The organism is Actinoplanes sp. NPDC051633, from assembly GCF_040681735.1.
In the GTDB taxonomy this organism is placed as follows: Bacteria; Actinomycetota; Actinomycetes; order Mycobacteriales; family Micromonosporaceae; genus Actinoplanes.
Genome location: NZ_JBFAZH010001072.1, coordinates 1 through 2643 on the forward strand (window position 1 = coordinate 1; position 2643 = coordinate 2643).

3 protein-coding genes are annotated in these 2643 nt (G+C 68.9%); all 3 read left to right on the forward strand.

Annotated elements, in window-relative coordinates; genetic code table 11:
- A partial coding sequence (locus AB0M20_RS37080) for a DinB family protein (RefSeq protein ID WP_364305416.1) occupies window positions 1–378 on the forward strand: 378 nt, incomplete at its 5' end.
- Window positions 379–444: 66 nt separating this feature from the next.
- The gene (locus AB0M20_RS37085; protein WP_364305418.1) at window positions 445–795 is read left to right on the forward strand and encodes a nitroreductase family deazaflavin-dependent oxidoreductase; all 351 of its coding nucleotides are present in this window, start codon (window positions 445–447) and stop codon (window positions 793–795) included.
- Window positions 796–1141: 346 nt separating this feature from the next.
- The coding region (locus tag AB0M20_RS37090) for a galactose oxidase (protein WP_364305420.1) at window positions 1142–2643 on the forward strand (1502 nt) is incomplete at its 3' end.

The following is a 2643-nucleotide window of genomic DNA, read 5'->3' on the forward strand; positions in this document are numbered from 1 at the left end:
GTCGTGAGGAAGGTCGCCGACGTGCCGGAGCCGCAGGTCCGCACCAGCGGCGTACCCTCCGGCACCAATCTCCTCGGGTTGGTCAAACATTTGACCCACGTCGAGCGCTTCTACTTCCTCGGCGAGCCGATCCACAACCTGCGCCGCACCATGCGGCCCACCGCCACCGAGACGCTCGACGGCCTTCTCGCCGGCTACCGCGAGGCCGTCGAGCGGGCGAACGACGTCATCGCCGCCTGCACGGACCTGACCCTGCCCATCGCCCGGGGACGACCGGCGATGCGATGGGTGCTCGTGCACATGATCGAGGAAACCGGGCGGCACGCGGGCCACGCCGACATCCTGCGCGAGCAGATCGACCGATCCGTCGGCCGCTGACCGGGATGGTTGACCTGAAGCCCGCTCGAGGTTGCACCATGGTCCTGCGACGGACGAGGAGACCTGGTGAAGGACGAGGTGCGACAGGCGCTGGACCGGCAGCAGACCGTGGACATCACCACGATCGGGCGCCGGACCGGGCAGCCGCGGCGGATCGAGACATGGCGGTACACGGCGGCGGGCCGCTACTGGCTGACCGGGAGCCCCGGCGCCCGCGACTGGTACGCGAACCTCGTGGCCCATCCCGAGTTCACGCTGCACCTCGACGGTATGGACGTCCCGGCCCGCGCACGGCTGGTGACCGACCCGGAGGAACGGGCGCGGATCTTCGGCGCGATCGTGCCCGGCCTGACCTGGGCGGACAGCCTGGAAAGCTGGATTGCCGGGAGCCCGCTGGCGGAGATCGAGATCGATTGACGGAGGTGCCGCTCAGGCGCCGTTCGACCATGAACCCGAGATGATCGCAATATCGCGAACATCATCGATATTCGCATCGTGGTCATTCGTCAATGCGATTACTCCGCACCCGCGTCGTTGATCCGACATTCCCCTGACGACGCGGCTTTTGGTGTCACCTGACGCACCTTAACGGGATTTGCACGTCGCGTCTTCACCGTTCGGCCGATGGCTCCTGTCCGGACGGTGCCGCGGTCGACCGCATTCAGACATTGAATCGATAATCCGCGGCGAGTTAGCGTCCGAATCACCGGCCATATTGGACGCGGTCCACCATTCGCCGGCCACGGGGGAAGGGACTGTCCGCATGCCCACGCGTCGCACCCTCATCGCTTCCGGATTGTTGTCCTCAGTGCTCCTGATCGGCATGTCCGGCCTCGACCCGGCCTCGGCCGGCAGCAGTCCCGCGCGGGCCGCCGCGGGCCATGTCCACGATCACTCCGAGGCGGCCCACGGGCACGCCCACGAGCAGGCCCCCGGCGATGCCCCCGAGCATGCGGACGATCGCGAGCACATGACCCAGGACCTGGTCGGCACGCCGATGCGGGTGATCGAGCAGCGGACCGGCGCGAACGCCGCGCGGATCCAGCGCGAGACCGGGGTGCGCCCCGGAGTGACCCGCTCGAAGGCTCTGGTGGCGGCCGATCCCGGGCTGTCGGGATCGTGGAGCCCGGTCGTCGGCACGGAGGTCGTGCCGGTGTTCCAGGCGGTCCTGCCGAACGGCAAGTTGCTGATCTGGGATTCGGTCGGCGATGACGCGGCCGAGACGTACCCGCTGCACAGCTTCACGCGGGCAATGGTCTGGAATCCGATCGACAATACATATAAGCGGGTCGATCTGCAGGGGTCCAACATCTTCTGCGCGGGCTTTGCGCACCTTCCGAACGGCAACATCCTGATCGCCGGCGGAAACGCCAACGCGAAACTCGAGGGCACCGTCCGGACGTACGTCTTCGACTGGCGCACCGAGACGTGGACGCGCGGAAAGGACATGGCCGCTCCGCGCTGGTATCCGTCGGTGGCGGAAATGGCCAACGGCGAGGCGGTGGTCATCGGCGGCGGCCCGGCAACCGCCGAGGTGTACCAGATGAACGGCAACATTCGCGCGCTGACCGGCTTCACGAAGTACAACGCGCGGCTCTATCCGTTCATGAGTTCGCGCCCGGACGCCCAGCTCGGGCTCTTCGGGCCGCACCCGGCCGCGTACACGATCAACACCGCCGGCGACGGCGTCATCACCGCGACCACCACCCGCGACGCCATCACCCGCGACTACGGGAGCTTCGCCGGCTTCGACATCGGGAAGTCGATCGTCATCGGGGGCGGGGCCATCACCGAGGGCGGCGCGGCGCGGGTGCCCACCCGCACCGCCGTGGTGGTCAACAACGGCGCCGGCCTGCTGCCCACCGTCACCACCACCGGGTCCATGTCGGCCGGGCGGCGGCAGCTCAACGCGACCCTGCTGGCCGACGGCTCCGTCCTGGCGACCGGCGGCATGACCAGCGCGGCGACCTCGGGCCTGGTCGACCTGAACAACGCCGCGACGGCGGCGGAGCGCTGGGATCCCGCGACGGGCCAGTGGACGGTGCTCGCGAGCGCGAGCCGCATCAGGCAGTACCACTCGACCGCCGCGCTGCTGCCCGACGGGCGGGTCATGACCGGCGGCGGTGGCATCTGCGGCGTCTGCATGGATCTCGGCTATCTCGAGAAGAACGTCGAGTACTTCACCCCGCCGTATCTGTACGAGAAGGACGGCAGCGGCCGGCTCGCCGCGAGACCGGTCGTCTCCACCGCGCCGGCCGGCATCGG